Below are 22,680 nucleotides of genomic sequence, written 5' to 3'. Positions count from 1 at the left end.
CCGCCGACGCTAGGCACCCCCGCTTAGCGAACGCTTATCGCCCGCCGCCGCGTCATTGCCAGCAGTACAGGCAGGCGCTGTCGTACGTGTAGTACGCCCCGCACTGCGGGGTGGTGTGGCCCCACCTGCGTTCGCGCCTGAGGAAAGTCCCGTCCCCGGAGTAGACGTGCCAGCAGCCGTCCAGCCAGGTGTCCGGCGGACAGCTCGCGCTGACCGTCTCCTTCTTCGCGGTCAGGCCGAGCAGCTTGTCCAGCAATTGGGTCATGTGTACCTTCCCCGGTTCTGTCGGCGGCGCCCGGTGCGCCGCCGTCGCCGACGCTAGGTGCCGTCGCTTAGCGAACTCTTACCGTCGCGGACGCTCAGCCGGACCAGGTCGGGCATGGTGTACCGGCCCTCGCCCGTCTCCGTCACGAGGTGCTCGGCGGCCAGTTCGTCGAGCAGCAGCCGCGCCTCGTCGGTCGTCACACCGGTGAGCGCGGCCGCCGCGGGCGGGCCGAAATCCGTGCCGAAATCCGTGCCGCGGACGCCGCCCAGAGCCCGCAGCAGCCGCGCCGCCCCGGCCGGCAGGACGCGGTACGAGGCGGCCAGCGTCGACCCGACCGCGCTGTCGTCGTCCTCCACCGACAGGCCGGCCAACCGCCGCCGGGTGTCGGCGAGTTCGCCGGCGAGATCGGTGACCGTCGCGGTCGGCGCGGCGGCCAGCCGGACCCCGGCGATCCGCAGCGCGAGCGGCAGGAACCCGCACAGCCGGGCGAGCCGCCGGGCCGGCCCGGGTTCGGCGGCGAGCCGCTCCCCGCCGGCCGCGTCCGCGAGCAGCGCCAGCGCCTGCTCGTCGGTGAACGCCGGCACCGTCAGCACCCGGGCGCCGTCCCGGACCGCCAGCCCGTCCAGGCGGTTGCGGCTGGTGACGATGGTCAGGCAGCCCGGCGCACCCGGCAGCAGCGGCCGGACCTGCGCCGAGGACCGCGCGTTGTCGATCACCACCAGCATCCGCCGGCCGGCGAGCCGGGACCGGTAGAGCGCGGCGCGCTCGGCCGGCGAGTGCGGCACGTGCGCGTCGGTGACGCCGAGCGCGCGCAGGAACCCGACGAGCGCGGTGTCCGGCGGGACGGGATCGCCGGGTCCGTAGCCGTGCAGGTCGACGAAGAGCTGGCCGTCCGGAAAGGCGCCGAGGTTGCGCCACGCCCAGCCGAGGGCCAGCGTGGTCTTGCCGATGCCGCCCGGTCCGACCAGCGCGGCGACGACCGACCGTTCGCCGCGACCGGCCTCGGTCCGCAGTCCGTCCAGGGCGTCCGACTCGGCGGCGCATCCGATCAGGCGGGTCGGCGTACCCGGCAGTTGGGCCGGCCTCACGCCGGTCACCGATTCCGGCGCCGGAGCCGGGCCGGGCGCCGGGCCTTGCTCCGGGCCAGGCTCCGGGCCGGGCTCCGCGAGCGGTTCGGCGCGGAGGATCCGGATCAGCAGACGCTGGAGCGCGGCGCCCGGCTCCACACCGAGCCCGTCGAGGGTCCGCTCGCGCAGGGCGTGGTAGCACGCGACGGCGTCGGCGGACCGGCCGCTGCGCACCAGCGCGGTCATGTACTGCCCCGCCAGCCGTTCCCGGAGGGGCGCCTCGGCGATCAGCGCCGGCAGCTCCGCCAGGACCGTCCGCAGCCGGCCCAGCCGCAGTTGCGCGGCGACGCGGTCCTCGACGGCGACCCACCGCCGCTCCAGCAGTCCGGTGCACAGGTACGCGGCGTCGCCACCGGGCAGGTCGGACAGCGGGTCACCGCGCCAGAGGTGCAGGGCCGCGGTGAGCCGGTCGACCCGCACGGCGTCGTCGGACGCGGCCGCCGCACTGTCCACAAGGGACCGGAAGCGGTGCAGGTCGACGCTGTGCGGATCGGTCTCGAGCACGTACCCCGACGAACGGGTCGCCACCGAACCGGCGTCGGTGTGCTCGGCGAGCAGCCGCCGCAGGTGGGAGACGTTGACCTGCAAGGCGTTGCGCGCCGACCGCGGCGGCTGGCCGGACCAGACCAGGCGGGTCAGCCGCTCCGTGGAGACCACCCGGTTGGCGTCGATGGCCAGGACCGCGAGCACGGCGCGGCGCTGCGGCGGCCCGAGCGCGAGACGTTCACCGCGGCGGTTGTACGCCTCCACCGGACCGAGCAGCCGCAGGTCCATCCGGCCGCCGCCCGTCCCGCCCCGGCCAACAGACGGGGATCGGGTCAATCGAGGACGGGAAGAGCGGCGGCCAAACGGGCGTGAACGCAACCCCGTCGTTCACGCACACCACTGTGGACGAACATGACTGACCCCCCGTTGTGATCCCCGCATCACGACACCCGATCCCCGATTCGTGGACCGGGCAGACAGTCGTCCTGGTGCCCAGTGTCGACCCGCACGGTTCTCGACAAGCCTCGAAAGTGCATCGCCGGATCGCTTGCCAATCGATGGCGATTGTTATATTGAGCCGTGCCGTTGGAGTTCCTGGTCCTCGGTCCGCTGGAGGTCCGGGCCCGCGGCCGATCCGTTGCGATAGGCGGGCGACGGCAGCAGACCATCCTCGCCACCCTGCTGCTCCGGGCGAACACGACGGTTCCGACCACCGAGCTCGTCGCGTCGGTGTGGGACGATCCGCCGGAGACGGCCCGGCGGCAGGTGCACACGGCGGTATCCCTGCTCCGGCGAACGTTCACCGGGCACGGCGGCGCCGGTGTGATCCGCAGCGAGTCCGGCGGGTACCGGCTGTGCGTCGAGGACCATCAACTGGACCTGCGCCGGTTCGAGGCGTTGTTGGCCGAGGGGCGACGGCTCGCCGGCGGGAACGCACCGGCCGACGCCGCGCGGTCCCTCCGCGCGGCGCTGTCCCTGTGGCGCGGGACCGCGTTCGCCGGCCTCGACGGTGACGCGGTGGCCCGCGCGGCGGAACGGCTCGACGAGCTGCGGCTGACGGCGCTGGAGCAGTGCGTCGAGTGCGAGCTGGAGTGCGGGATCGACCACGGGCTGATCGCCGAACTGACGGGCCTGGTCGCCGGGTACCCGCTCCGCGAGCGCCTGGCGGCGGCGTTGATGCTCGCGCTGTACCGGGCCGGCCGCCAGGCCGACGCGCTGGCCGTGTACCGGCAGGTGGCGTCGACGCTGGCCGAGGAGCTCGGCGTCGATCCGGGAGCCGAGCTGCGGCACCGTTACGAGGCCATCCTCCGCAGCGAACCGCCCACAGAGGCGGTCGCGAAAGCCGACGACACCGACGCCGTCACCGTCACCGGCGGGGCGGTCCGGCCGGCGCAGCTTCCGGCCGTGACCCGGCACTTCGTCGGCCGCACCGACCAGCTCCACCGGCTGGACGCGGCGCTACACCAGGACGCGGGTTCGGCGACCGCCGCGACCGCCGCGATCGCCGTCATCAGCGGAACGGCCGGCGTCGGCAAGACGACGCTGGCGTTGCACTGGGCCCACCGGGCGGCCGAGCGGTTCCCGGACGGGCAGTTGTACGTCCAGCTCCGCGGATTCGGTCCACTCGGCCTCGCGGCGGAACCTGCCGAGGCGATCCGGAATCTGCTCGACGCGCTCGGCGTCGCGCCGCACCGCGTTCCGACCGACCTCGACGCGCAGGCCGCGCTCTACCGCAGCACGCTCGCCGGACGGCGGATGCTGATCCTGCTCGACAACGCGCGCGACGAGGAGCAGGTCCGGCCGCTGCTGCCCAGCTCGCCGGGGTGCGCCGCGCTGATCACCAGCCGCGACCCGTTGCTGGGACTGGTCGCCGCCGAGGGCGCGGCCCCGCTGAGCCTCGACCTCATGTCCGGCGACGAACCGCGGGAACTGCTGGCACGGCGCCTCGGTCGCGACCGGACCGCGCGGGAGGCCGCCGCCGTCGACGACATCGTCGCCCGCTGCGCCGGACTGCCGCTGGCGCTCGCGATCGTCGCGGCGCGCGCGGCGAGCTACCCGGACGCGTCCCTGACCGCGCTGGCCCGCGAACTGCGCGACACCGGGCTCGACGGGCTCGACGACGGCACCGTCGCGCCGGGCGTGCGGCAGGTGTTCTCGTGGTCGTACCGGACGCTGACCGCCGACGCGAAGCGGCTCTTCCGGCTGCTGAGCGTCCCCGCGGGGCCCGACATCTCGCTCGCCGCCGCCGCGAGCCTGGCCGGCACCACCGCCGCGCACGCCCGGCAGCTCCTGGGCGAGCTGACGCGGACCCAACTGGTGACGCAGCGGACCCCCGGCCGGTACGCCTTCCACGACCTGCTCCGCGCCTTCGCGGCCGAACTCGCCGACGCCGACGACCCGGCCGACGACCGCCGGGCGGCGCTGCGCCGGCTGCTCGATCACTACCTGTACAGCGCCCACGCCGCGGCCCGGGCGGTCAACCCGCACCGGGACCGGATCACGCTCCCACCGGCACCGGCCGGCCTGGACCTCGCCCGCGTCGACACCGCCGACGACGCGCTCGCCTGGTTCACCGCGGAGCACCGGGTGCTCGTCGCCGCGGTCGAGCAGGCCAACCGGTCGCGCCTGGACGCGCACACGTGGCAACTGGCGTGGACGCTGACCGAGTACCTCCAGCGGCTCGGGCACCGGGTCGACCGCGTCACCACGCAGGCCGTGGCGCTCGACGCGGCTGAACGGCTGGGCGACGTCGCGACCCAGGCCCGGGTGCGCCGCAGCATCGCGCTGGCCTTCCAGGAACTCGGCCGGTTCCCGGACGCCCATCGGCACCTGCGGCACGCCATGTCGTTGTACGCCGACCTCGGCGATCAGGTGGGGCTGGCCAGCGTCCACAACAACCTGGCCATGAGCCTGCAGCAGCAGGGCGAGCACCGGGCCGCGATCGAGCACGCCGGCCTGGCCGCGCACGCCTACGAGTCCACCGGGCACCGGATCGGGTACGCCCACGCGCTGAACTTGGCCGGCTGGTCGCACGCCCAACTGGGCGAGTACGAGCAGGCCCTGGCCGGCTGCCGGAAGGCGCTCGCGATCGCCGAGGAGGTCGGCGACCCGCACAGCCAGGCCGGCACGCTCGACAGCATCGGGGTCGCGCACAACGGCCTCGGCGACCACCGGGAGGCCGCCGCCTGCTTCCACCGGGCGCTGCACCTGTGCCGGACGGCCGAGGCGCGCAACCGGTCGTTCGAGTTCGCTCTGCTCGACCATCTCGGCGACGCGCACCGCGCCATGGGCGATCCCGACGCCGCCCGCCTGGCCTGGCAGCAGGCATTGGACTCGATCGAGGAGAGCGACCTGCCGGAGGCCGGCGACGTCCGCGCCAAGCTTCGCGCGCTATGACCGGGGCGCGCCCCAGTTCAGCGTCAGCCCGGTGGCGGCGCGTTCCGTGCGGATCTCCATCATGCTGCCGAGGATCGTCGCGCGGTCGGCGACCAGCGCGGTGCCGTCGAGCGTGTAGGTGACGCGGTCGCTGGTGAGCACCGGGGCGCCGGGCGGCTCCTGCAGATGGCGGGCGGTGGCCTGCGTCAGGACGCCCGGACGGATCGTCTCCGTGGCCCGGGCCACGACCACGCCGGCGTCGGCGAGGGCGCCGTACAGGGAGACGGCCCCGAAGTCGCGGTCGCGGATCCGGTCGGCGTGCGGCTGGCGGATCCAGGAGACCTGGTGGACCGCCGGGCGACCGGCGAACTCGCGCAGGCGTTCCAGCCGCAGGGCGGCGTCTCCGGGGCGGATCCGGAGCTGGGTGACGATGGTCGCCGGCGCCCGGCGCACCGTGCGCGCCAGCACGGTGGTGCGGACGTCGTGGCCCTGTTTCCGCAGGTCGTCGGCGAGGCTCTGGAGGGCACCCGACCGGTAGGCCAGGTGTGGCGGCGCGACGAACGTTCCACGGCCGGGCTGCTGGACGATCAGCCCGTCGTCGCTCAGTTGCCGCAGCGCCTGCCGCAGCGTCATCAACGTGACCCCGTACGAGGCGCTCAGGTCGCGTTGGGCCGGCAGCGCCTCGCCCGGTGCGTAGTCACCGGCCCGGATCTTCGCGGCGAGGTCAGCGGCGATGCCCCGGTACCTCGTCACGGTGGCCGTCCTCCTCAGCTAATCCAGTGCGAGGCGCATCTTAGCGAGGTATGCCCCGATCTCGGACGGCGTCGCCCCATCGAGGACGCGGCGCAGCACCGCCGCGCCGACGATGACGCCGTCGGCGCTGCGGGCGGCCTCGGCCGCGTGCCCGGGCGTCGAGACGCCGAAGCCGACCAGCACCGGGAGGGTGGTCACCGGCCGGATCCGCTCGACCAGGGCGGTGGCGGTGGCGGCCAGTTCCGTCCGCTCGCCGGTGGTCCCCATGACCGACACGGCGTAGACGAAGCCGCGGCTGCGGCGGCAGATCTCCGCCAGCCGCCCGTCGGGCGTCGACGGCGCCACGAGCAGGGCCAGGTCGATGCCGTCGAGCTGGTCGATCTCGTCGAGCGGCAGGTCGGGGACGATCAGGCCGGCGATGCCCGCGGCGGCGAGATCGGCGGGCGCCAGCCGCAGCGCGAGGTTGGCGTACGTGCTGATGACCAACGGCGGGAGGTCGGCGGCGAGCCGGGCCAGCTCGGCGAGGATCGCGGATGCGGTCGCGCCCCGCGCCAGCGCGGCCTCGTTGGCCTCCTGGACGGTGGCGCCGTCGAGGGTCGGGTCGGAGAACGGCAGGCCGACCTCGATCGCGTCGGCGCCCGCGTCGGCGAACGCGCGCAGGTGGTCGGTCCAGTCGTCGGTGACGAACCCGGTGAGGTACGGCATCAGAAGCTTGCGGCCGGTGGACCGGAAGATGGTCACATCAACTCCATCAACGCCGTGGTGTCCTTGTCGCCGCGCCCGGACAGGGTCAGCAGCACGGTCGTCCCCGCGGGTAGTTCGCCGCTCTCGGCGGCGCGGATCACCCAGGCGACGGCGTGCGCCGACTCCAGCGCCGGAATGATGCCCTCGGCCCGGGCCAGCCGCACCGCGGCGTCGACCGCGGCGGCGTCGGTGACCGTCTCGTACCGGGCCCGGCCGAGGTCGCGCAGGTAGGCGTGTTCCGGCCCGACGCCCGGATAGTCGAGCCCGGCGGCCACCGAGTGCGCCTCGCTGATCTGGCCGTCGTCGTTCTGCAGGAACAGCGAACGCGCGCCGTGGAGCACGCCGACCTTCCCGAGGCTCGCGCCGGCGCCGCCCAGAGCCTCGACGCCGACCAGCCGGGCCGACGTGTCGACGAACCCGGCGAACGTGCCCGCCGCGTTGGAGCCGCCGCCGACGCACGCCACCACGTGGTCGGGCACCCCGCTGGCCAGTTCCGCCGCGCACTGCCTTCGCGCCTCGTCGCCAATGACCCGCTGGAACTCGCGCACCATCCACGGATAGGGATGCGGGCCCACGACCGAACCCACGCAGTAGTACGAATCGTCGGTGACGCCGACCCAGTGGCGCATCGCCTGGCTGGTGGCGTCCTTGAGCGTGCGGCTACCGGTGGTGACCGGCACCACCTCGGCGCCCAGCACCGTCATCCGGAACACGTTGAGCGCCTGCCGCTCGACGTCGCGTTCGCCCATGAACACGGTTGCCCGCAGGCCGAGCAGCGCGGCGGCCGTCGCCGTGGCGACGCCGTGCTGGCCGGCGCCCGTCTCGGCGATGAGCCGGGTGCGGCCCATCCGCCGGGCCAGCAACGCCTGCCCCAGCACGTTGTTGATCTTGTGGGAGCCGGTGTGGGTCAGGTCTTCCCGCTTGAGCAGCAGGGTTATGCCGAGTTCGGCGGACAGGCGCCAGGCCGGCGTCAGCGGGGTGGGCCGGCCGGCGTGCACGGCCAGCAACGTGTCCAGCGTGCCCCGGAAACCGGGATCCGCCCACGCGTCGCGGAACGCCTCCGCCACCTCCCGGCAGACCGGCACCAGCGACTCGGGCACGTAGCCGCCGCCGAACTCGCCGAACCGCCCGCGCCCGGTCGGCTCGCTCATCAGCCCGGCACGCGGCCGGATCTGGACCTCGCTCATGTTCTATATCTCCTCGAAGAGTTCTAGAACTGTTTGAACAGAGTGAAGCACAGCGGCGACCGCCGCGCCAGGCCTATTTCGCCGGGCGGGGGTGGTGGCAGGGGCCCGGGAACAGGGTGCCGAGGTGACGGGCGAGCGCGGCCCTGGCCGCGTCCGGTGACACCGATCCGGGGCCGGTGAAGGCGTGCAGCGCCAGACCGTCCACAAGGGACAGTAAGCGGACGGCCTCCAGGCGGTCGTCGGTCTCCACCGGGACCTCGCCGCACTCCTTGCCGTTGTGGATCGCCTCGGCCAGCCGGGCCCGCACGCCCTCGGCGCCGGCGTTCAGCGCCTCGGCGAGGCGCGGGTTGTCGACGGTGCGGCCGGCGAACGCGAGCGTGACCCGGCATTCGCGGTGGCGGCGCTCGTCGAGCGGGAGGAGTTCGCCCAGCGCGTCGAGCAGCACGTGCTCGATCCGGGCGCCGGACCGCACGCCGGCCGCCACGCCCTCCGCGACCCGTGCGTCGATCCGGTCGCGGACGTGGGTGAACGCGAACAGCAGCATGTCGTCCTTGGACTTGAAGTAGTGCTGCACCAGGCCGACCGAGATGCCGGCCGTCGCGGCGGTCCGGGCGACGGTGACCCCGTCGAGCCCGTCGCTCGCGACGAGGTCGGCGACCGCGGCGGCGACCTGGCGGCGGCGGGCGTCATGGTCGGCGATCCTCGGCATTGCGTAACCATATCGCGGTACGGTATACCTCCATAACCATACGGCGATACGGTTATGGGGGATGGTCATGCGGTGGTTGATGTCATTGGTGGTCGGAGCGGTGGTCCTGATACCGGCGGCGCCGGCCCAGGCGGAGACCGATGCCATCGCCGATTACCTGCGCCGGCACGCCGCGCGGAATCACATTCCCGGCCTGGCGGCGGCGATCGTCCGCGACGGACAGGTGATCCACACCCAGACCATCGGACGCGACGGTGCCGGTGCGGCCGTCACCGGACAGACGCCTTTCCTGCTCGGCTCGGTGTCGAAGCCGGTCACGGCGCTGGCGGTGATGCAACTCGTCGAGGCCAAGCGGGTCGACCTCGACGCGCCGGCCCGGCGGTACCTGCCGTGGTTCCGGCTGCGCGACGAGACGGCCGCCGCCCGCGTCACCGTGCGGCAACTGCTCACGCACACCAGCGGACTGCCCGAGATCGCGACCCGCGGCCTCACCGACCGGTTCGACAACTCACCCGGCGGGCTCGACCGGACCGTCCGCGACCTGGCCGGGCTCGACCTCGGACCGGCGGGCCGGCACGGGTACAGCGACGCGAACTACGCGGTGCTCGGTGCGATCGTCGCGGCGGTCAGCGGGCAGCCGTTCGGCGCCTACCTCCGGGAGCACGTGCTCGACCCGCTGGGCATGCGACGGTCGGCGGCCACGGCGGCGGAGGCCGCCGCCATCAACCTGCCGCCGGGGCACCGGATGTGGTTCGGGCGACCGCGAGCGTTCGACCCGCCGTACGACATGTCCGGCGCCCCGTACGGCTACCTGGCCGCGAGCGTCGACGACGCCGCCCGGTTCGTCGCGGCCCAGTGGGACGGCGGCGGGATCCTGTCGACGGAGAGCCTGGACGAGATGCACACCGGCCGGGTCGACACCCACCCGGGCACCTACGGCTTCGGGTGGCGCGACACCGCTGCCGACGACGGCACGCGGCTGGTGTGGCACGCGGGTGCCACGCCCGGCTACTTCAGCCACGTCGTGCTGATGCCGGCGACCCGCACCGGGGTGGTCGTACTGTCCAATGTGTACAGTCCGGCGCTCGATCCGGCGCTGGCCGCCGCGGCGTTCGACGTCGCCACGATCCTGCGCGGCGGGCGGCCGGACCCGGGCGAGGCCGACGGGCTGCTCACGATCGTCCTGGTCGCGCTGGTGGTCGTGGCCGTGGCGCTGCTCGCCGGTATCGGCCTGGCTGTCACGGGAAGAGGCGGGTCGAACATCGCCTGGTCCCTCGGCTGCGGCGCGCTCGTGGCCGCCATGCTCTTCGCGGTGCCGGCCGCGTTCGGCGCGGGTCTCCGGCAGGTGCTCCTGTGGACGCCCGACCTCGGCTGGACGACCGTCGCCGTGGCCGGGCTGGCCGGTGCGCTCGGGCTGATCCGGGCCGGCCGGGCCGCGTCGGGCTACGTCAGGAGAACAGCTCCTCCGGCGGAACCGGCCGGCCGAACAGCCACCCCTGCGCCAGGTCGCACCCCAGCCGACGCAGCCGGTCGGCCTGAGCCGGCGTCTCCACGCCCTCCGCGGTGACGGACAGCCCGACCCGGTGCCCGACCGCCACCATCGCGTCCAGCAACGCCGACCGCTTGCAGTCCGGGTCGTCGTCGAGCCCCTGCATGAACGTGGCGGCGAGCTTGAGCCCGTCGACCGGAAGGTCGCACAGGTACGACAGGTTGGCGTAGCCGGTACCGAAGTCGTCGATGACCAGCCGGACACCGAGGCGCCGCAACGCACGCAGCGTGCCGAGCGAGTGGTCGTCGATGCTCATCACGGCGCTCTCGGTGATCTCCAGTTGCAGCAGTTCGGGCGGCAGGCCCACCCGGTCGAGCACATCGGCGACCTGTGCGACCAGCCCCGGGTCCCGGATCTGTTGCACCGCAAGGTTCACGCTCACGAACGGCGCGCCCGGACCCCGCCACCGCCACGCCTCGGCCTGCCGGCACGCCTTCTCCAGCAACCGCAGGCCGAGGCCGACGATCAGCCCGCTGTCCTCGGCCAGCCCGATGAACTCGTTGGGGCTCAACAGGCCCCGCACCGGATGCCGCCAGCGCGCCAGCGCCTCCATCCCGACCGGTTGCCCGGAAACCAGCTCGACCAGCGGTTGGTAGAACAGCACGAACTCGTCGTTGCGCAGCCCGGCCGGCATCGCCGCCGACAGCGCGTACCGGGCGACGTCGCCGGTGTTGCGGTCGGGGTCGAACTGCGCGCACCGGGCCCGGCCGTCGGCCTTGGCCCACTGCAGGGTGACGCCCACCGCCCGCATCACGTCCTCGGGATCACCGCCGTCGGCCGACCGTTCCAGCACACCGGCGCTCGCCGACAGCGGCACGTCGCGGCCGTCGAGACACACCGGTTCGGCGATGCGCCGCAACGCGCGGTCGGCGAACTTCAGCGCGTCGTCGGTACAGGTCGTATCGGGGACGAGGAAAGCGAACTCGTCGCCGCCGATGCGCGCAACGAGGCAGTCGTGCTCGTCGGCCAGCGCCCGCAACTGCTCCGCGACGAGGACCAGCACGCGGTCGCCGACCGCCGGTCCGAACGTCCCGTTGATGAGCTTGAACCGGTCGAGCCCGACGAAGCAGACGGCCAGCCGCGGCGCCGGCGGGGCGGCGAGCGTGCGGGCCAGTTCCTGGGTGAACAGGGCCCGGTTGGGCAGCCCGGTCAGCTGGTCGTGCAGCGCGGCGTGCAGCACGCGTGCCTCGCTGTCGCGCACCGCGCGCTCGGCCGCCGCCTTCGCCCGGAGGGCCGCGCGGCGCATGTCGTCCTGCGCGTCGAGGGTGCGGTCGCGCACGGCCCGGGCGAACCCCTCGGCCAGCGCGCCGATCAACGCCGCGAGCCGCCGATCGGCCTCCGCGGCGGAGTCCGCGTCGGTCGGCACAGCGGTGCTCAGGCCGACGTCGGCGAGGAACCGCGCCTTCATCAGCGCGATCGTCCGCCCCAACGCCTCCGGCGCGGTGAAATCGGCGCGCGCCAGCGTCGTGCCCACGGCGTAGCCGGCGCCGGCGTCGAACGTCTCGGCGGTGAGCGACCCGACCAGCAGGTCGGCCCGCCCCCGCAGGAAATCGACGGTCTGCGCGCGCGTCATCGGCACGTACGAGGTGCCGATGATCTCCCGTGCCCAGGCCCGGACGAACGCGTCGAGGCCCGAGCCCGCATCACTCATGTCAGGCGCCCGACGCCGACGTAGTTGCTGCTGGTGCGCGCGGGCTCGGCGGGAACGTCGTCGGGCGACTCGGGCCGCCACTCCGGCGCCCAGACCAGCCCCGGCTCGACCAGCTCGAAGCCGTCGAAGAAGCGCAGGACGCCGGCGCGGTCGCGCAGCGTCATCGTGGTGGGGGTCTGGCGGGAGATCTCGACCAGCCGCTCGGCGTCCTTCCGGCCGTCGCCGGTGCCGTGCGCGATGGCCAGGTAGCTGCCGGGCGCCAGGACCGACCGCACCGTCGTCACCATGCCGTACGGATCGTCGCTGTCCGGGATGACGTGCAGCAGCGCCACCATGAGCACGGCGACCGGGCGGGTGAAGTCGAGCAGCGACCGGACGTCGGGGTGGTTGATGATCTCGGCGGCGTTACGCGCGTCCTCCTGGATGACGGTCGTGTGGGGATCACCCGCCAGCAGCTGACGGCCGTGACTGACCGCCACCGGATCGATGTCGACGTAGACGACCTTCGCGTCGGGTGCCGCCAGCTGGGCGACCTCGTGCACATTGCCCCGGGTGGGGATGCCGGAGCCGATGTCGAGGAACTGCCGCACGCCGGCGCCGGCCAGGTAGGTCACCGCGCGGTGCAGGAAGGCCCGGTTCGCCTGTGCCTGGATGGGCAGGTCAGGCATGAACTCCATGGCCTGGCGGATCATCTCCCGGTCGGAGGCGAAGTTGTGGTCGCCGCCGAGCAGGTAGTCGTAGGCGCGGGCGGCGGTTGGCCGCTCGGTGTCGATGTCAAGATCCTCAGGAGCGGGTGGCGACGGCTGCATAACCGTGATCCTTCCTAACCAGTGACCGCTGACCATTATCAATGAACTTGTCCGACGTTGGACCCTCGATACCCATTCGAGTGGCCTGAGCTGGGAATTGTCAGCAAAGAATCACGGAGAGTCGCGGTCGACCGATCGGCCAGGGCCGGTGTCGGGTGGATGACACACCCGGGCTCCGGCTCCCCCTCCGGCCGCACGCTGCCGCCCATGAGGCGGTACCCGATTGCGCTCGCGGCGGCGCTGCTCGTGATCCTGTTCGCGCCGGTCCCCGCCTTCGCCGGGCCGGGCGCGGTCGACGGCTACGTGTGGGTCGACCAACCCTCCACTGTGGACTACACCGTCGGGCACGCATGGAGGCACAACTCGACCGGCGGCGACATCACCGTCCACCGGCCGTCGGCGGGCGTGTACCGGCTGACGTTCGAGGGCATGGCCGGCAGCGGCGGGGTCGCGCACGCGCGGCCGTACGGGTCGGGCAACACCGCGATCTGCACCGTCGCCGGATGGCGGTCCGGCGGGAGCGATCAGGTCGTCGACGTCCACTGCTTCGACGCCGCGGGTACGGCGGCCGACACGCGGTTCGTCGCCGGCTTCACCAACCGCACCGGGCTGCCGGGCACGCTGGCGTACCTGTTCGCCAGCAAGGCGTCACCGCCGCTGGGCGTGCCGTACGAGCCGAAGTCGTGGTACGACTCCACCGGCGGCACCCCGCAGGTGTGGCGGCAGTCGGTGGGCGTCTACATGATGATCGTCGGCACTGTCGACAGCCATTACCCGGTCGACCACCACGACGGCGTGTACCAGGTGACGGCGTACGGCCGCGGGCCGGCGCGGTGCGAGGTGCACGGCGAGAACGACGAGACGCCCACGCCGATCGCGGTCTTCTGCCACGACGCGGCCGGTGCGCCCGTCGACACCCGGTTCGTGGTGACCTACGCCCACGGCGTCAGCGCGCTCGGTACCGGTGCGGCGTCGGCGAACGCGCACTACTCGTACTTCAGCGACGACCTCACGTCGTGGTACCTCGCCGGGTACCGGAACGCGGGCGGCGCCACCGGCTTCACCCGCTGGGGCATCGGAAACTACCGGGTGACGTTCCCCGGGCTCGCCATGGGCGGCGGGCACGCCACCGCCGGGTCCCGCGGCAACCCGTCGACCTACTGCCACATCGCGTGGTGGGGACCCGGCGACGCGACGGTCAACTGTTTCGACCGCACCACCGACCTGCCCGCCGATTCGGAGTTCTCGGTTCTGATGGTGGACTGAGGGTCATGGAGCACGCCCGTTCGTTCGGCTCGGAGGCCGAGCGGTACGACGCCTACCGGCCCGGCTACGCGCCGGACGCGGTGCGCTGGGCGCTGGGCCGGCGCCCGCTGCGCGTCGCCGATCTGGGCGCCGGCACCGGGATCCTGAGCCGCCTGCTCCGCGACCTCGGGCACGACGTGGTCGCCGTCGAACCCGACGACCGCATGCGGCACCGCCTGGCCGAGGCCAGCCCGGGCGTCGAGGTTCTGACGGGGACGGCCGAAGCGGTCCCCCTGCCGGCCGCGTCCGTCGACGCGGTGGTGGCCGGGCAGGCGTTCCACTGGTTCGATCCCGAGCGGGCGCCCGCGGAGATCGCGCGCGTCCTGCGTCCCGAGGGCGTGTTCGCCGCGCTGTGGAACGACGCCGACCTCGGCGTGCCCTGGACGGTGCGGTTCGTCGAGATCATCGACGGCGCCGACGCCGTGACGGCCGGCCGCCCGGCCGTCGACCTCGGCCCGCTGTTCGGCCCGGTCGCGACCGCCGGGTTCCGGCACGACATCCGCATGACGCCCGACGGCCTGGTGAACCTCACCATGACCCGTTCGCCGTACCTGGTCGGTTCGGCGGCCGACCGCCGTACCCTGCTCGACGCCGTGCGCCGCCTCACCACCACGCCCGACCTGGCCGGGCGGGACCACTTCCCGATGCCGCACGTCACGCGGGTGCACCGGGCGACCGTGCTCACTGGAGCGCCAGCGACCGCACGCAGTTCTCGTAGCGGGTGGCGAGTTCGGCCTCGATGAGGCCCGCTGTGTGGGCGTCCAATGGAACTTCGGCCCCGAGCGGCGGCCGCGTGCCGAGGAGCCGCGACCGGAGCGCGGTCGGCGGGTGCGACGCCGTGAGCGAGACGTCGGCGCGGATGCTGAGCTGACGCCGCAGCGGCATCGTGTCGGCGGCGTCGGCGACCGCGCGGGCCGCGAGCGCCGGCCACACCGACGCGGACTCCTTGCGGCGCGCCGCCCGGCGCAGTTCGACCAGCACCGGCTCGTCGAGCTGGAGGACGTCGAGCACGCGGAGGGCGGCGTCGGAACCGGCGACGGTCGCGGCCATCGAGTCGGCGAGGTACTCGGCGCGCTGGGCGTCGCGCTGGGCCAGCCGCAGCAGCGTCAGCCAGGCGACCTGGACCACCCACCGCAGCGCCGCGGCCACCACCCGCCACACCCAGCCACCGAGCCAGGAGACGATCCCCTCGGCCCCGGACCCGCGCGACGGCGAGAGGAAGTGCATCACCGCCGGCAGGGTGGTGTAGACCGGCTGGGTGAGCAGCGTCCGCCGCACGTCGCCGTTGACGAAGTGGCCGAGTTCGTGCCCGAGCAGCGCCACCCGCCCCTGCGGATCGAGCGCCCCCCACAACGGCAGCCCGAGCGTGAGCACCCGCCGCCGGCGAATGCCGACCGTGCCCGCGCTGGCGTTGAAGTCCTCGTCGACGACGATGGCGTGCGGCGGCGGCGCGCCGACCGCCGCCGCGACCCGGTCGACCAACGCGTAGAGCGCCGGTGCCTCGCTCCGCGTGACCGCCTTGCCCTGCATCCGGCCGAACCGCGGCCGCAGCTCGATCGCGATCAGCACCAGAATCCCGCCGGGAAGAAGCCAGAAGGACGGAAAATCCTGGACGCACAACCAGAGCCCGCCGACGAGACACGCCAGCACGGTGAGGTGCAACGCCACCGAGATCGCCAGCACGCCGATCCGGGTGCCGGCCGGGCCCTTCGCCGGGACGGGCCGGTTCGCGAGAAGCTCGAACTCCTCGTGCGTTTCCCGGAAGGCGAGCGAGTAGAGCCCGCGGTCGAGCCACCGCCAGCCGATGACCTCGTTCTCCTCCGGGTCGAACCGCTCGAGCCCGTTCCCGCACGCCGCGCACCACGGCTCCGCCCCGTGCAGCGAAACCATGGACGCGCCGCACCGCCCGCACACCGCACTAGTTGACACGCCGCGGAAGCCTATCGCCTGCCCGGGCTCAGGGGGTGGGTTAGGTTCGGGGCATGATCGATCATCTGGGGATTCAGGTTGCCGACGTGCCCGCCTCGGTCGAGTTCTACCTGCGGGTCTTCGCGCCGCTGGGGTTTCGGGAGGCGCTGCGGTTTCCGGCCGGCGACACCTTCGTCGTCGGGCTGTCGTTGGCCGACGGGAAGCCCGACTTCTGGCTCGGACCCACCGCCGGCGCCGAGACCCGGGAGTTGCACGTCGCGTTCACCGCGCCCGACCGCGCCGCCGTCGACGCGGTGCACGCGGCCGCCGTGGCGGCGGGCGTCGAGGTGCTGCACGCTCCCCGGGAGTGGCCGGAGTACCACCCGGGCTACTACGGCGTGTTCCTCCGCGACCCCGACGGCCACAACGTGGAGGCCGTCCACCACGGTTAGACGTTGAACCCGCCGTCGACGGTGAGGGCGGCGCCGGTGACGTACGCGGCCTCCGGGCCGGCCAGATACGCCACCATGGCGGCGACCTCGGCCGGCGACGCGTAGCGGCCCAGCGCCGTCAGGGCGACCTGCGCCGGTGCGTCGGGGCCGTCGGCCGGGTTCAGGTCGGTGTCGGTGGCGCCCGGCTGCACGAGGTTCACGGTGATGGCCCGCGGGCCGAGTTCCCGGCCCAGCGCCTTGGTGAGGCCGACCAGCGCCGCCTTGCTCGTCGCGTACATGGAGAAACCCGGAAACACCGTGCGGTCGGCGACGTTGCTGCCGATGTTGACGATCCGGCCACCGGCCGACATGTGCGGCACCGCCGCCTGCGCGGCGACGAACGCGGCCCGCACGTTGACGGCCATCGTGCGGTCGAACTCGTCGACGCCGGCGTCGGTGAACGGCTTCAGTATGCCGACGCCGGCGTTGTTGACCAGCACGTCCAGGCGGCCCAGTGCACCGACCGCCTGCTCGACCGCGGCGCGGACGGCCACCGGGTCGGCGCTGTCGGCGACGATCGCGACCGCCCGGCGTCCCGAATCCTTGATCTTCTCGACGACGCCGGCCGCACGGTCGTGATTGCTTTGGTAGGTGAAGGCCACGTCGGCGCCGTCGGCCGCCAGCCGGAGCGCGATGGCCGCGCCAATCCCGCGGCTGCCGCCGGTGACCAGGGCCACCTTGTCCTGAAGTGCTGTGCTCATAAGGCAATCCTGGCCGGTCAGTGCGGTGCTGTCTGGCGGAGATCAGACCCGGCGTTCCGCCGCACCGACACCAGCACCAGCGCCGCCGCCACCAACGCCAGCGCCGCGGCCAACCACAGCGCGGCGTTCAGTCCGGCGGCGAAGCCGGCCCGCACGTCGCCGCCGTGCTCGTCGACCTGATGCTGGAACAGCGCACCGAACACGGCGACCCCGAGCGCGAAACCCAACTGGCGGAACGTGTTCAGCGCGCCGCTGGCCATGCCGCTGCGCTCGCGCGGCACCGCCGCCAGCACCGCCGACGCGAGGTTCGGCAGCACGGCGCCGACCCCCACGCCGGTGAGGATCAGGCCGGGGATGAGTGCGGCGCCGCCGCTGTGCGCGTCCAGATTCGCCTGTGCCGCGGCGCCGGCGCCGATGAGAACCAGCCCGACCCCGACGGTGATTCTCGGTGCGATCCGCTGCAACGGTCCGCCGGCGAGCGCGCCCACGACGAGCGCCGCGCCGCTCATCGGCAGCGCGCCGAGGAGACCGGCGTCGACCGGTCCGTGCCCGAGAACCTGTTGCAGCCACACGGTTGTGTAGGGCAGGTACGCGAACGCGGCGGCCTGCGCGAGCAGCGCGGCGAGGATCAGCGCGCGGAACGACGCGCCGCGGAACAGGTCGAGGTCGAGCATCGGGTGCGCCGAAAGCCGTTCCACCACGACGAAAGCGACGGAGGCGGCGACGCCGACGGCGAACGACGTGAGCGTCCAGCGGTCGGTCCAACCGTCGCCGGTCGCGCGGATGAGCCCGTACACGACGGCGCCGGCGGCGAGCGTGAACGTCAGCGTGCCGGGCAGGTCGAAGCTCTTCTGGTGCGGCGCCTTCGATTCCGTGAGGCCGCGCACCGCGTACCACGCCGCCGCCGCGCAGACCGGCAGGTTGACGAGGAAGATCCAGCGCCAGTCGAAGTGTTCGGTGAGCAGCCCGCCGACGATCGGGCCGGCCGCCGCCGCGGCGCCGTTCACCGCGCCCCACACGCCGAACGCGACGCCGCGGTCGCGGCCGGAATAGGTGACGTTGAGGATCGCGGCCGTCGTCGCGAACATCGCCGCGCCGCCGACGCCCTGCACCACCCGCGCCCCGATGAGGAACGGCGCGTTCGGCGCCAGGGCGCAGGCCAGCGACGCCGCGCCGAACAGCGCGACCCCGACGAGATAGGCGCGGCGCCGGCCGTAGCGGTCGGCGAGCGACCCGGCGCCGAGCAGCAGGGCGGCCAGCGCGAGCGCGTAGCCGTCGAGCACCCACTGCAGGTCGGCGAACGAGCTGTCGAGGTCGTCGGCGAGCGCCGGCAGCGCCACCACCACGATCGTGACGTCGACGAGCAGCAGGAAGGTTCCCAGACACACCGCGATCAGCGGTGACCATTTACGCATGACCGCCACGGTGCGTCGCGCCCGGCACCGACGCCATGGACGCCGGTCCTAAGCGGCGGATCTCGACATCGGCCTACGCTGGGGCGGTGGAAATCGACATGCTCGACCGGCGCATCATCCACGCCCTCCGGGTGCACGGGCGGGCCGGTTTCCGGGAGATGGCCGCCGTGCTGGGCGTCTCCGACCAGACCGTGGCCCGGCGCTACCGGACCCTGCGCGAGCGCGCCGGCGTCCGGGTGGTGGCCCGACCCGACCCGATCCGGCTCGGCTACGAGAGGTGGATCATCCGCCTGCACACCGCGCCCGGCGCCGCCGAACCGATCGCCGCCGCGCTGGCCCGCCGGCCGGACACCACGTGGGTCAGCATCATGTCGGCCGGCACCGAGATCGGCTGCAACGTCGAGGTCCCGGTCGTCGGTGACCGGGACAGCCTGCTGCTGCAGAAGCTGCCCCGTACGCCCCGACTGGTGTCGGTGAGCGCGCACTGCGTCATCCACAGTTTCGCCGGCGGGGCCGTCGGCCCCGACAATCTCCAACTACCCCTGACCCCGGCGGAGGTCGCCGGGCTCGCCCCGCCGCCCGCCGACGACGACCGCCCGGCCGCGGTCGCCGACAGCGACCGGCCGCTCCTCGACGCGCTGTCGCTCGACGGCCGGCTCACCCACGCACAGCTCGCAACCGCCACCGGATGGTCCGAGTCGGCCGTGCGGCGCCGGCTCGACGACCTGATCCGGACCGGCACGCTGTACTTCGACGTGGAGGTCGACCCCGACCGGCTCGGTTTCCACGCGCGGGTGCTGCTGTGGCTGGCCGTCGCGCCGTCGCGGCTGGCTTCCGTCGGTGCGGCGCTGGCCTCGCACGAGGAGATCGTTTTCGCGGCGGCGACCACCGGCGCCACCAACGTCGTCGCGACGGTGATCTGCTCCGACATGGAGGCGCTCTACCGCTACCTCACCGAACGGGTCGGCGTGCTCGACGGCGTCGAGCGGGTGGAGACCGCGCCGCTGCTGCGTCACGTCAAACAGGTCGGCTCGGTGCGCTAGCGTCGGGGCCGTGATGCCGCCGCCGTTCCTCCGTGCCTCGACTCCCGGACCGCCGCCGCCCGCCCCGGTGGTGATCGCCGTGTGCAGCGGCAAGGGTGGGGTGGGCAAGTCGACGGTGGCGCTCAACCTGGCGGTGGCGCTCGGCCTCGACGGGCTGCGGGTGGGGCTGCTCGACGCCGACCTCCACGCACCCGACATCCCGCTGATGGTGGGGCTGCGGCGCAGCGCGCCGTCGCGCGGGTGGACGCTCTCGCGGGCGGGCGCCAAGGCGGCGGTCGAGCCGGTGGAGCGGTACGGCATCACGGTGATGTCGAGCGGCTTCATCGTCGCTGAAGATCAAGCGGTGACGCTCACCGCCGGCCTCGCCGGCGCGCTGCTCGCCCAGCTGATCTTCGCCACCGAGTGGGGCGAGCTCGACTACCTCGTCATCGACCTGCCGCCGGGCACGTCCGACGTGGTGCAGGAGACGTTCCGCCTGCTGCCGGCGGCACGTGCGGTGATCGTGGTGACGCCGCAGGACGTCGCGCACCTCGACAACCGGCGCGTGCTCGCCGCCCTCTCGATGGCCGGCGCCACCCCGCTCGGCGGCATCGAGAACATGGCGGCGCTCACCTGCCCGTGCTGCTCGTCCCGGCTGGAGGTGTTCCCGCCGGTGGCGCCCGAGCGATCGGTGTGGGCGGCCGGCCTCGTGCGGCTGGGGTCGGTTCCGATGGGCGTGGTCGGCGACGGCGGCGGCACCGAGCCGGTGGTGGCGACCGCACCCGAATCACCCAGGGGCGTGGCCCTGCGCGAGGCCGCGACCGCCGTCCGGGCGGCTGTTTAGTACGGGTCGTACGGGCTGTCGTGGCCGAACGCCCGGGCCACCGGGCGGAGCCGCAACCGGAGCAGGACCTTCAGCCCCACGTTGCGGGTGAACCACGGCAGTTGCTTCACGAGCCGGACGCGGTCGGCCGCCGCCGGACGGGTGACGCGGAACCGCGCCAGCGAGCCGGCTCTGTCCACATAGGAGTACCGGCGCGAGGGCAGCACCTTCAGCGCGACCCCGCTCGTGACGCCCACCGACGAGAAGCAGTCGTGCACCAGCACCTCGGCGTCGGGTGCCATGAACTCCGCCCAGCGCAGGTCGTCGGCGAAGGTCCAGTAGTCGTGCTTGCCGTCGATGTAGGTGAGGTCGACCGCGCCGCCGGTCCACTTCGGCCGGGCCTTGGTGCTGTACTCGGCCAGGAGGGTGACGGTGTCGGTGACCCCGGCCCGCACCAGGTTCGCCTCGAACCGGTCGCGGGTCGACGCCCCGCCGAACAGGCGGCCCTCCACGAACGGGTCGATCGCGGTGACCCGCGCACCGATCGCCTGCGCCGCGCGGCCCAGCACCACCGTCGAGCGGCCCTGGTGGCTGCCGATCTCGACGATGTGCGCGGCGGGCCCGAGCCGCCGGACGGCCTGCCAGAGCATCGCGCCCTGTGCCCGGGTGAGCCAGCCCGGGATCTGGTCCGCGATGGTCCACGCGGACTCGAACCCGGCCTGGTCTGCCGGAGTTTCCTGGTCAACGGAGGTCACGAAGGTCTCAGTCCACGCTCGCCGGTCCTATGGGAAAGTGACGACATCCTAGCGTTACTTGCGGGTAACCGCGCTAGTGTCACCTTCGGTAACTAGGTGAGCAGCATGGCGTCGTCGAGGATGAGCGGTGCCCACCCGGATGCGCCGGTTCGTCCGTGTTTCGGGTCGATCGCGATGAACCGGGCGCCGCTGATCCGGGTGGTGGTGTGCCGGGAATCCCAGTCCACTGTGGACCGGGCCCGGATCCGTTCCGGGCACGCCCAGGCCCGGCGCTGGTAGCTGACGATCGTGGAGTGGCCGTGGATCTGCCCGAACGGCGGGCCCACCGGCGCGTCGAGCCACGACCCGTACAGGTGCGGGCCGGCCTCGGCCCACAACGGCCCCTGGTCGTGCCAGAGCAGGGGTTCCGGCCGGGTGTTGAGCAGATCCGCGGCGGTGGTCGCGGTGACGGGCTCGTCGAGGTCGCGCCAGGCGTCGACGGTGAGGCCCGCGTGCGTCACCAGAAACTCCTCGCCGTCGGCGGCGCGCACCGCGCAGGCGACCCGGAGCCGGTCGGTCAGCCACCAGCGCCGCAGCAGGTCGGCGTCGGCGTCGGCGATCCGGTCGGGCCAGAACGGTTCGATGCCGAGGTACTGCGCCTCGTGGTTGCCGATGAGCTGGATCCACCGTCCCGTGGGCAGGTGCTCCCGCACGATCGCCAGCACACCGGCGCTGTCGGGGCCGCGGTCGATCAGGTCGCCGACCTGGATCACGACCGTGTCGGGGTCGTCCAGCGCCGGCAGCACCACGCGTTGTAGCTGGTCGGCGCAGCCACCGACGTCACCGACGATCAGAAGCCGGACCACGGCGGGCCTCCGGCCGGGTGCGGCGCGGGCGCCGGCGGCCGCGGGTTCGCGATCGCGGCGCGCGTCCGCACGGCCTCGGCCACCGCGAACCCGGTGGTCACCAGCCCGGCGATCACCGGAAGCGCGAGAGCGACGGTGGACGGAATGCCGCCGTCGTTGCGCCCGAAGGCGATCGTGTTGATCGCGAGGACCCACGCCATCCACACGGCCATGAGCGGCTGCAGGTACGGGTGCCCGTCGACGGCGTTGAACCAGTACTGGCTGATGAGGTAGGCGCTGCGGAACGCGAAGAACAGGAACCACAGGCCGACGACGCCGCCGGCCACCTTGCTGTTGAGCGGGATGTTGTCGTCGTACCGCATGACCACGTTCGAGCCGCCCGCGTTGAAGGCCAGCAGCGCGGCCATCACCATGGCGAACATGCTCAGCGTCAGCACCGGCCAGCGCAGTTGCCACACGACAGCTCTGCGCCCGCCGCGGCGGGTGGCGGCGACCACGATGCCCATGCAGATCAGCAGGCTCGGGATCGCCAGGAACGCGGTGGACGCCAGGCTGTTGAGCAGCGGCTCGAGGCCGAGGTCGGCGAACGCGCCGTACCAGACGGCGATGCCGAGCGTCATGGCCAGGCCGGCGAACGCCCGTATGCGGCCGAGCATGCTTATCACCGGGTCCTCAGGCAGCAGCCGGTAGCGCGGCGTGAACAGGAGCGCCGCCGCTCTCCAGGGCAGCAGGAGCTCCATACCGATCATCGATCCCCCCG

21 protein-coding genes are annotated in these 22,680 nt (G+C 73.3%); 7 read left to right on the top strand and 14 right to left on the bottom strand.

Annotated features, from left to right (window positions below):
• Positions 1-52: 52 nt before the first annotated feature.
• Together Vau01_RS26760 and Vau01_RS26755 are read right to left on the bottom strand one after the other, a co-directional pair.
• Positions 53-265 carry a hypothetical protein gene (locus Vau01_RS26760; protein WP_203997673.1) on the bottom strand — a complete coding sequence of 71 codons (213 nt, stop codon included), beginning with the start codon at positions 263-265 and terminating at the stop codon, positions 53-55.
• A 53-nt stretch (positions 266-318) separates the two neighbouring features.
• A complete protein-coding gene (locus Vau01_RS26755; RefSeq protein WP_203997670.1) occupies positions 319-2,166 on the bottom strand; it encodes an AfsR/SARP family transcriptional regulator in 1,848 nt (615 codons plus the stop codon).
• A gap of 291 nt (positions 2,167-2,457) precedes the next feature.
• Between Vau01_RS26755 and Vau01_RS26750 the strand changes: the two genes are divergently transcribed.
• Positions 2,458-5,274 (top strand): AfsR/SARP family transcriptional regulator, encoded by a 2,817-nt coding sequence (locus Vau01_RS26750; RefSeq protein WP_203997667.1) that lies wholly within the window; start codon positions 2,458-2,460, stop codon positions 5,272-5,274.
• Here the strand turns inward: Vau01_RS26750 and Vau01_RS26745 are convergent.
• The 4 genes from Vau01_RS26745 to Vau01_RS26730 all read right to left on the bottom strand — a co-directional run bounded on the left by Vau01_RS26745 (position 5,269) and on the right by Vau01_RS26730 (position 8,646).
• Positions 5,269-6,006 carry a GntR family transcriptional regulator gene (locus tag Vau01_RS26745; RefSeq protein WP_203997664.1) on the bottom strand — a complete coding sequence of 246 codons (738 nt, stop codon included), beginning with the start codon at positions 6,004-6,006 and terminating at the stop codon, positions 5,269-5,271. The genes Vau01_RS26750 and Vau01_RS26745 overlap by 6 nt on opposite strands.
• 18 nt (positions 6,007-6,024) lie before the next feature.
• Entirely contained in the window at positions 6,025-6,747 is a 723-nt protein-coding gene (trpA, locus tag Vau01_RS26740) for a tryptophan synthase subunit alpha (protein WP_239151867.1), read from the bottom strand.
• Entirely contained in the window at positions 6,744-7,937 is a 1,194-nt protein-coding gene (trpB, locus tag Vau01_RS26735) for a tryptophan synthase subunit beta (RefSeq protein WP_203997661.1), read from the bottom strand. Before trpB ends, trpA begins: the two co-directional genes overlap by 4 nt.
• A gap of 73 nt (positions 7,938-8,010) precedes the next feature.
• Positions 8,011-8,646 carry a TetR/AcrR family transcriptional regulator gene (locus Vau01_RS26730; protein ID WP_203997658.1) on the bottom strand — a complete coding sequence of 212 codons (636 nt, stop codon included), beginning with the start codon at positions 8,644-8,646 and terminating at the stop codon, positions 8,011-8,013.
• Positions 8,647-8,725: 79 nt separating this feature from the next.
• On the opposite strand from Vau01_RS26730, the gene Vau01_RS26725 reads away from it, so the two are divergent.
• Positions 8,726-10,213, top strand: coding sequence for a serine hydrolase domain-containing protein (locus Vau01_RS26725; protein WP_203997655.1), 1,488 nt, complete (start codon positions 8,726-8,728; stop codon positions 10,211-10,213).
• On the opposite strand, the gene Vau01_RS26720 is transcribed toward Vau01_RS26725, so the two are convergent.
• Entirely contained in the window at positions 10,095-11,846 is a 1,752-nt protein-coding gene (locus Vau01_RS26720; protein WP_203997652.1) for a putative bifunctional diguanylate cyclase/phosphodiesterase, read from the bottom strand. The two genes, Vau01_RS26725 and Vau01_RS26720, sit on opposite strands and share 119 nt — an antisense overlap.
• On the bottom strand, positions 11,843-12,655 hold the full coding sequence (locus Vau01_RS26715) for an SAM-dependent methyltransferase (protein ID WP_203997649.1): 813 nt from the start codon (positions 12,653-12,655) through the stop codon (positions 11,843-11,845). Before Vau01_RS26715 ends, Vau01_RS26720 begins: the two co-directional genes overlap by 4 nt.
• Positions 12,656-12,862: 207 nt before the next feature.
• On the opposite strand from Vau01_RS26715, the gene Vau01_RS26710 reads away from it, so the two are divergent.
• Positions 12,863-13,921 carry a hypothetical protein gene (locus Vau01_RS26710; protein ID WP_203997647.1) on the top strand — a complete coding sequence of 353 codons (1,059 nt, stop codon included), beginning with the start codon at positions 12,863-12,865 and terminating at the stop codon, positions 13,919-13,921.
• 5 nt (positions 13,922-13,926) lie between these two features.
• Positions 13,927-14,703 (top strand): class I SAM-dependent methyltransferase, encoded by a 777-nt coding sequence (locus Vau01_RS26705; RefSeq protein ID WP_203997645.1) that lies wholly within the window; start codon positions 13,927-13,929, stop codon positions 14,701-14,703.
• Here the strand turns inward: Vau01_RS26705 and Vau01_RS26700 are convergent.
• Positions 14,642-15,889, bottom strand: coding sequence for a M48 family metallopeptidase (locus tag Vau01_RS26700; protein WP_203997642.1), 1,248 nt, complete (start codon positions 15,887-15,889; stop codon positions 14,642-14,644). The two genes, Vau01_RS26705 and Vau01_RS26700, sit on opposite strands and share 62 nt — an antisense overlap.
• A gap of 53 nt (positions 15,890-15,942) precedes the next feature.
• Between Vau01_RS26700 and Vau01_RS26695 the strand changes: the two genes are divergently transcribed.
• A complete protein-coding gene (locus tag Vau01_RS26695; RefSeq protein WP_203997639.1) occupies positions 15,943-16,320 on the top strand; it encodes a VOC family protein in 378 nt (125 codons plus the stop codon).
• On the opposite strand, the gene Vau01_RS26690 is transcribed toward Vau01_RS26695, so the two are convergent.
• The gene (locus tag Vau01_RS26690; protein ID WP_203997637.1) at positions 16,317-17,060 is read right to left on the bottom strand and encodes an SDR family oxidoreductase; all 744 of its coding nucleotides are present in this window, start codon (positions 17,058-17,060) and stop codon (positions 16,317-16,319) included. The genes Vau01_RS26695 and Vau01_RS26690 overlap by 4 nt on opposite strands.
• A 17-nt stretch (positions 17,061-17,077) precedes the next feature.
• Positions 17,078-18,475 carry an MFS transporter gene (locus Vau01_RS26685; RefSeq protein WP_203997635.1) on the bottom strand — a complete coding sequence of 466 codons (1,398 nt, stop codon included), beginning with the start codon at positions 18,473-18,475 and terminating at the stop codon, positions 17,078-17,080.
• An 86-nt stretch (positions 18,476-18,561) separates the two neighbouring features.
• Here Vau01_RS26685 and Vau01_RS26680 point away from each other — a divergent pair, with 86 nt between their 5' ends.
• Both Vau01_RS26680 and Vau01_RS26675 read left to right on the top strand, forming a co-directional pair.
• Complete coding sequence (locus Vau01_RS26680; protein ID WP_203997632.1) at positions 18,562-19,518, top strand: Lrp/AsnC family transcriptional regulator; 957 nt, start codon at positions 18,562-18,564, stop codon at positions 19,516-19,518.
• A 13-nt stretch (positions 19,519-19,531) separates the two neighbouring features.
• Positions 19,532-20,341, top strand: coding sequence for a P-loop NTPase (locus tag Vau01_RS26675; RefSeq protein ID WP_239151900.1), 810 nt, complete (start codon positions 19,532-19,534; stop codon positions 20,339-20,341).
• Here the strand turns inward: Vau01_RS26675 and Vau01_RS26670 are convergent.
• The 3 genes from Vau01_RS26670 to Vau01_RS26660 form a co-directional block, all read right to left on the bottom strand.
• Positions 20,338-21,075 carry a class I SAM-dependent methyltransferase gene (locus Vau01_RS26670; RefSeq protein WP_203997627.1) on the bottom strand — a complete coding sequence of 246 codons (738 nt, stop codon included), beginning with the start codon at positions 21,073-21,075 and terminating at the stop codon, positions 20,338-20,340. The genes Vau01_RS26675 and Vau01_RS26670 overlap by 4 nt on opposite strands.
• A gap of 92 nt (positions 21,076-21,167) precedes the next feature.
• Positions 21,168-21,920, bottom strand: coding sequence for a metallophosphoesterase (locus Vau01_RS26665; protein WP_203997624.1), 753 nt, complete (start codon positions 21,918-21,920; stop codon positions 21,168-21,170).
• Positions 21,905-22,669: a hypothetical protein gene (locus tag Vau01_RS26660; RefSeq protein ID WP_203997621.1), complete on the bottom strand. Its 765-nt coding sequence runs from the start codon at positions 22,667-22,669 to the stop codon at positions 21,905-21,907. Before Vau01_RS26660 ends, Vau01_RS26665 begins: the two co-directional genes overlap by 16 nt.
• Positions 22,670-22,680 lie beyond the last annotated feature (11 nt).

The sequence above is a fragment of the Virgisporangium aurantiacum genome (assembly GCF_016863635.1).
Lineage (GTDB): Bacteria > Actinomycetota > Actinomycetes > Mycobacteriales > Micromonosporaceae > Virgisporangium > Virgisporangium aurantiacum.
The sequence above is the reverse complement of the archived record's forward strand: the minus strand, read 5'-3'. Positions and strand labels throughout refer to the sequence as shown.

Bases quoted from the DNA above. Each gene is read 5' to 3' on its own strand.
- Vau01_RS26760 (WP_203997673.1), bottom strand. From the start codon at position 265: ATGACCCAATTGCTGGACAAGCTGCTCGGCCTGACCGCGAAGAAGGAG.
- Vau01_RS26755 (WP_203997670.1), bottom strand. From the start codon at position 2,166: ATGGACCTGCGGCTGCTCGGTCCGGTGGAGGCGTACAACCGCCGCGGT.
- trpB (WP_203997661.1), bottom strand. From the start codon at position 7,937: ATGAGCGAGGTCCAGATCCGGCCGCGTGCCGGGCTGATGAGCGAGCCG.
- Vau01_RS26730 (WP_203997658.1), bottom strand. From the start codon at position 8,646: ATGCCGAGGATCGCCGACCATGACGCCCGCCGCCGCCAGGTCGCCGCC.
- Vau01_RS26725 (WP_203997655.1), top strand. From the start codon at position 8,726: ATGTCATTGGTGGTCGGAGCGGTGGTCCTGATACCGGCGGCGCCGGCC.
- Vau01_RS26720 (WP_203997652.1), bottom strand. From the start codon at position 11,846: ATGAGTGATGCGGGCTCGGGCCTCGACGCGTTCGTCCGGGCCTGGGCA.
- Vau01_RS26715 (WP_203997649.1), bottom strand. From the start codon at position 12,655: ATGCAGCCGTCGCCACCCGCTCCTGAGGATCTTGACATCGACACCGAG.
- Vau01_RS26710 (WP_203997647.1), top strand. From the start codon at position 12,863: ATGAGGCGGTACCCGATTGCGCTCGCGGCGGCGCTGCTCGTGATCCTG.
- Vau01_RS26705 (WP_203997645.1), top strand. From the start codon at position 13,927: ATGGAGCACGCCCGTTCGTTCGGCTCGGAGGCCGAGCGGTACGACGCC.
- Vau01_RS26695 (WP_203997639.1), top strand. From the start codon at position 15,943: ATGATCGATCATCTGGGGATTCAGGTTGCCGACGTGCCCGCCTCGGTC.
- Vau01_RS26690 (WP_203997637.1), bottom strand. From the start codon at position 17,060: ATGAGCACAGCACTTCAGGACAAGGTGGCCCTGGTCACCGGCGGCAGC.
- Vau01_RS26685 (WP_203997635.1), bottom strand. From the start codon at position 18,475: ATGCGTAAATGGTCACCGCTGATCGCGGTGTGTCTGGGAACCTTCCTG.
- Vau01_RS26675 (WP_239151900.1), top strand. From the start codon at position 19,532: ATGCCGCCGCCGTTCCTCCGTGCCTCGACTCCCGGACCGCCGCCGCCC.
- Vau01_RS26660 (WP_203997621.1), bottom strand. From the start codon at position 22,669: ATGATCGGTATGGAGCTCCTGCTGCCCTGGAGAGCGGCGGCGCTCCTG.